Source organism: Frankia sp. KB5 (assembly GCF_002099325.1).
GTDB lineage: Bacteria > Actinomycetota > Actinomycetes > Frankiales > Frankiaceae > Frankia > Frankia casuarinae.
Map to the genome: position 1 here is coordinate 1 of NZ_MRUJ01000340.1, position 4,708 is coordinate 4,708.

Consider the following 4,708-nt stretch of genomic DNA (forward strand, 5'->3'; position numbering starts at 1 on the left):
CTGCCACGGTGTTTGCGCGGATCCGGTACCTGGCTGAAGACCGCCAGCAGACTCGTCKGCGGCGGAGGCTGGTGGGTGCCGCCGGTGACGGTGACCGCCAGCCGATCGAGAACAGGGGCAGGCAGTAATGCTGGTGCGACGGGCATGGCACCTCGGGGCGATCATGACGGKGTAGGAACCTCCGTGATCTCCAGGGGCTGTGCCCGCACCCATAAAGCCCACGGCCGCGCGCCAGAGACACGCTACGCAACCCCACCGGAAACACTGAGCGGCGCCGACAGCCTGCTCATCGGCAAACTTGCCGGAGCCCTGGCCGTGGGCCTCATATCGGTCCGGCCTGAACCTTGATTGACATAGTGGGCGAGCGCCCACTATGGTCGTGCCATGACGACTCCGAAACTTGAAGGTGAACTCCATCAGCAGCGGCGCGTGGCCGAATCGTATGGTGTGGATTCCGACCGCTATGATCGGACTCGACCGCGCTATCCGGATAATTTGGTCAATCGCATCGTGCGGTCCTGCCAAGGTGTCGAGCTACTGGATGTGGGCGCGGGTACGGGTATTGAGGCGCGCCAGTTCCAGGCGGCTGGGTGTTTGGTGCTCGGCGTGGAGCCGGATGCGCGGATGGCGGCCTTCGCGCGGAGCCGGGGCACTGAGGTGGAGATCTCGAGGTTCGAGGAATGGGATTCGGCGGGGCGTCGCTTCGACGGGGTCATCTCGGGCCAGGCGTGRCATTGGGTGGACCCCGTGGTGGGCGCGGAAAAGGCGGCTTCGGTGCTGCGCCCGGGAGGACGCCTGGCCGTCTTCTGGAACGTCGCCGAAATTCCGGCAGAGGTGCGCGAAGCCTTCGGTGAAGTTTACGCCGAGGTGGCGCCGGACACTCTGGCGGCTCGCGCCTACAGCGCGCCGACACCTCCGTCGAGTTCCTCTCCTTTGTTGATCAAAACCATCGACGGTCTGCGCCAGGCCGGCGTTTTCGGTGAGCCCGAGCAGTGGCAGTTCGATTGGGAGTACGTCTACAGCAAGGACGAATGGCTGGACCAGCTACCCACRCAGGGGGACCACAGCCAGTTCCCGCCTGAGAAGCTGGACAAGGTGCTGGCGGGGGTCGGCGCCGCCATCGACGCCATGGGGGGCAGCTTCGGCATGAAATACACCGCTGTCGTGGTGACCGCGACACTGCCCACGTCCTGACGGCACACCACCATTATGGGGCCGATACGGCCTTGGCCCAGCGCAGCATAATGGAGTCGGTGACCGGCGCCGTCGTCGCCAGCGCCACGTCGTGACCGGTGCCGGGGACCATGGCCACCTGGAGTTTTGCTTCAGGCAGGTAGGAGCTCGACTCGTAGGTGAGGACGCTGCCCGGGTCGTCGCAGTCGTAGAGGGTGACCCCCTGGCAGAACAGCCAGTCCTGCGCACCGGCGACGAGGAGCACCGGAACCCGGATCCCGTATGGCGGTATCGCCGGCGTGGTCTGCGCGGTGGGGACGACGTCCTTGAGTTCTTCGTCCTTTGTCAGGACCGACGGAGAGGCCGTGGCCGGATAGAAGAACATGGAGCCGCGTGTGCCCGGCTTGGTGGTCAGATAGCCCGCGTCGTAGCCGGAGTTCGCGAACTTCGGATCCTCGGTCGCCGGGTACGTGTTCGCAACCGCGGTCGCCGCGTGGTCGAGGTTGTGTCCGCTCAGCGCGCTCGTCAGGATCGCCGCGTCTACGTCGCCGTACCGTGGGATCTCGCGCCAGGCGTAGAACGAGCCGAGGGCGTGCCCGACCCAGATCACCTTTGGAAATGCCTGCCCATCGAGGGTTCCGTCTCGTAGAGCGGTGATGGCGTCGTGCAGTGCGACGGCAYCGGCGTCGCCGGTGACCAGGCTGCTTTGAGGATGGGAGCTGTTACCCGCACCGATCRGGTCGACGTTGAAGGTGGCGTACCCGGCCGCGACCGCGGCATGTACGTACGAGTAGTAGCCGTTGCCGACAGGGAAATCCCAGTACGAGTGGTTGTGATACCCGCCATGTACCAGCAGCTGAACCGTGGTGGGGCGGCGGCCCCGGGGTTGGCACAGCTCCCCCCACATGGTCTGCGTTGCCTCGCCGGTATCGGAGAGTCGGACTGGCAGTGAGTACGCCTTGCAACTCAGTTTCGCGGTTGCCGCGTCCGCGCTGGCGGGTACCGCCAGCAACGCCGCGGCCGCCGTGAACGCGGCCATGATTAGAGACTTCCATCTTGCGTGCTTGGCTGGCACAGGTCGCTGCTCCGCATCGAATAGGACGGCTTCTACGAGGGAGAATTTACTGGCGCCGGCACGCGACACCCGCGCCACCGAGGGCCCGAAGATGACTATGCTCGCGCCAGCGTCATACTGGGGCGACGCACACTATGTGCCCGTGATCGTCGATATGTCAACAGGCTGCGCTTGCCACCAGTTTGGCGCCCAGGGCTCTTGCAAGGACGCGATTTGATGGGGTTGGCCCGCTCTGTCAGGTTCGGATGATCGGTCCTGGTATAGGGCGGTATGCGGGAGCGCGGGCACGGCTGGACCACGTGTCACGGACGGCTCTGTTGCATCGGCGGAATCCGCTGTCCCGCGGCTGCCGATCAGTCATGATCGAGTGATGCGCCGACGTCGTGGCTGTCCACCGGTCCCGACGTCGGAGTTCGCCGGGTTCCGATTCCCGCCCGAGGTGATCGTCCTCGCGGTCCGCTGGTACTTGCGGTTCGCGCTGTCCTACCGGGATGTCGAGGAGCTGCTCGCCGAACGTGGCCTACAGGTGGATCACGTCACGATCTACCGGTGGGTGCAGCGCTTCACGCCCTTGCTGGTCGACGCCGCGCGGCCGTGTCGGCACCGACCTGGGGACAGGTGGTTCGTCGACGAGGTGCGCCACGAGGCGCTGTGGGTTCCTGTGGGGGTGAGAGACCGTCACCGCCGGGCTGTCGCAGCAGCTCGGTTGAAGCTGGGGGCAGCCTGATCCGGGAGTCGCCGGGGAGGGCGGGAAGCAGCCCTGACAACGACGGGACGGGCCGGTACTGCCAGACGGCCCGGGTCCGGCTAGCGAGGCAGAAAGGCGTACGTGAGGAACCAGCGTTACAAAGCCCCTCAAGCGTGAGACCACCAGCTCGAACCTGGCGGATGTGGGCTGGGTTGCGGCGAAACCTGACGTTGTCTTCGTCCTACGTCAGGGCGCCCGGTCGGACTGATCTTGTGTCCGATCGGGTGGCCATGGGGAAGGTCTGCGGCGTACCTGTGGATGGCCGCTGGGGCATAGCTGGGCGCCGACCCTGCCAAGGGAATCCATGGYGAACGTGGGAACCGCACCGGTGCTCCCGCCGTGCCGGCCAGCTAGGCCCGCGGGTGGGAAGGCTCGTCGTCGGCCGATGGCGCCGGTGCGGGGCGGAGCCGTCGTAGTAGTCCGAGGTCGGGAAAGCCGGCCGCATGGCGAAGGACGGCAGCAGGTCCGCAGCCGATGGGCTGGAAGGCCAGGAGGTCGCCGGTGAATACCGGCGCRCCGATCCTGAGTCTCGTCGAGGCAAAGGAACGGGTACTGGGGATCCAGACGAAGCTGCACCGTTGGGCGGCGACGGACGAGAGTCGCCGGTTCGATGATCTGTTCAACCTCGTTGCCGATCCCGCGTTTCTGCTGGTCGCGTGGGATCGGGTGCGGTCCAACCGTGGTGCGCGCACCGCGGGGGTCGACGGGGCGACGGCCTACTACATCAGGGCGGTCCGTGGTGAGGATGCGTTCCTCGACCAGCTGCGGGATGACCTGAAGGCCGGCGTGTTCGTCGCGTTGCCCGTGYGAGAACGGATGATCCCGAAGTCGGGTGGCAGGATGCGCCGGCTGGGGATCCCGACGGTCACGGCATACTGCCGGAGCTGACAGTCGATCTTCGGAATCTCTTGTTGTTGTCCATCCGTTCCACGCGTTGCGCGGTCAGCGACTCGACGTCCTGTTCAGTAAGCGGTGGGCGGGCGAGACGTTGTTCGTCTGTGTTCGGCCGGGTTCGGGTCAGATCACGCTGCCGGCGGCGTGGACAGACCGTGGTCTGTCCACGGAGGATGGCCGGCTCTCGGTCGACGGGCTGGCGGCGCTCGGTGCGGTGACACGCACCCTCAAGGTCGTGGATAGCGGTGAGTAGCCGTGTCATTCTCTTGTGTGATGACTCCACCCAAGATTCCGGCAGATCTGGGCACAACGAGCACGGAGGATCTTCTTGCGCGACGACGGGCGCTGGCCGAGGCGATCGGCGACCCGCAGTGGGTGCTGGCCGGTTCGCTTGTCGAGCAGCACCGCCGGTGCGGCAAACCGGGCTGTTCGTGCGCGGGYGGGGACGGCCACGGGCCGTATGCCTACTTCAGTCCGCGTCAGGTCGAGCGCGGCCGGCTGCGCTACGTCCCGGCCCGCCTCGTCGGCCTCGTGCGCCGCTACCTCGACCGTTGCGTCGAGGTCGAGGCGGCGCTGGCGGAGATCTCGGCGATCAACGTCGAGCTGCTGGCACGCCGGGAGCTGACCTGAGCGATGGCCGTGGCCGTTCTGTCCGGACCTGCCCGCCGCGAGGCGGTGCAGGTGGTGGCGAACATGACGGCCAGCGCACTGGGAGCGAACAATGAACGGCGAATACAAGATCACCACGTCGCATCGGCGGCGGGCGGCGCTGGTCTACCTGCGCCAGTCGACGCTGGTGCAGGTCCGGGAGCACACCG

The 4,708-nt window shown here is 66.5% G+C and carries 4 protein-coding genes and 2 pseudogenes; 5 read left to right on the forward strand and 1 reads right to left on the reverse strand.

Annotated features, from left to right (window positions below):
• Window positions 1-384: 384 nt before the first annotated feature.
• The gene (locus KBI5_RS23965) at window positions 385-1,194 is read left to right on the forward strand and encodes a class I SAM-dependent methyltransferase (protein WP_085016562.1); all 810 of its coding nucleotides are present in this window, start codon (window positions 385-387) and stop codon (window positions 1,192-1,194) included.
• A 13-nt stretch (window positions 1,195-1,207) separates the two neighbouring features.
• Here the strand turns inward: KBI5_RS23965 and KBI5_RS23970 are convergent, their stop codons facing one another.
• Window positions 1,208-2,212, reverse strand: a complete 1,005-nt coding sequence (locus KBI5_RS23970) for an alpha/beta fold hydrolase (RefSeq protein WP_085016563.1) — start codon at window positions 2,210-2,212, stop codon at window positions 1,208-1,210.
• 406 nt (window positions 2,213-2,618) lie between these two features.
• Between KBI5_RS23970 and KBI5_RS23975 the strand changes: the two are divergent.
• The 4 genes and pseudogenes from KBI5_RS23975 to KBI5_RS23990 form a co-directional block, all read left to right on the forward strand.
• A pseudogene (locus tag KBI5_RS23975) lies at window positions 2,619-2,804 on the forward strand (IS6 family transposase); the annotation flags it as partial.
• Window positions 2,805-3,470: 666 nt separating this feature from the next.
• Window positions 3,471-3,863: pseudogene (locus KBI5_RS23980) on the forward strand (group II intron reverse transcriptase/maturase); the annotation flags it as partial.
• Window positions 3,829-4,143: a DUF5372 family protein gene (locus tag KBI5_RS23985; RefSeq protein ID WP_277870134.1), complete on the forward strand. Its 315-nt coding sequence runs from the start codon at window positions 3,829-3,831 to the stop codon at window positions 4,141-4,143. The pseudogene KBI5_RS23980 and the gene KBI5_RS23985, both read left to right, overlap by 35 nt.
• A 20-nt stretch (window positions 4,144-4,163) precedes the next feature.
• Entirely contained in the window at window positions 4,164-4,520 is a 357-nt protein-coding gene (locus tag KBI5_RS23990; RefSeq protein WP_085016566.1) for a DUF6788 family protein, read from the forward strand.
• Window positions 4,521-4,708 lie beyond the last annotated feature (188 nt).